Here is a 409-nt window from a genome sequence, read left to right on the forward strand (position 1 = left end):
TTATATGACCTTATTGACCAACTGCGTCGTGAACTGGATTGTGGCGTTTTAATGGTTTCTCACGATCTGCATCTGGTGATGGCAAAAACCGATGAAGTGCTGTGCCTGAATCACCACATTTGTTGTTCCGGCACACCGGAAGTTGTTTCCCTGCATCCGGAGTTTATTGCAATGTTTGGTCCTCGTGGTGCTGAACAACTGGGTATCTATCGCCATCATCATAACCATCGTCACGATTTACAGGGACGAATTGTTTTGCGTCGGGGAAATGATCGCTCATGATTGAATTATTATTTCCCGGTTGGTTAGCCGGGATCATGCTCGCCTGTGCCGCGGGTCCGCTGGGTTCGTTTGTAGTCTGGCGTCGTATGTCTTATTTCGGTGATACGCTGGCTCATGCCTCATTACT

The 409-nt window shown here is 48.2% G+C and carries 2 protein-coding genes; both read left to right on the plus strand.

What is annotated here, in order from left to right; genetic code table 11:
* Nucleotides 1-282: ATP-binding cassette domain-containing protein (locus tag ER639_RS12045; RefSeq protein ID WP_483306244.1), on the plus strand; the 282-nt coding region annotated here is incomplete at its 5' end.
* Between the two features lie 35 nt (nucleotides 283-317).
* Nucleotides 318-409, plus strand: a 92-nt coding sequence (locus tag ER639_RS12615; protein WP_368665667.1) for a metal ABC transporter permease, incomplete at its 3' end; no start/stop codon positions are given.

It is taken from the genome of Macrococcus sp. DPC7161 (assembly GCF_004117835.1).
Lineage (GTDB): Bacteria > Bacillota > Bacilli > Staphylococcales > Staphylococcaceae > SDSC01.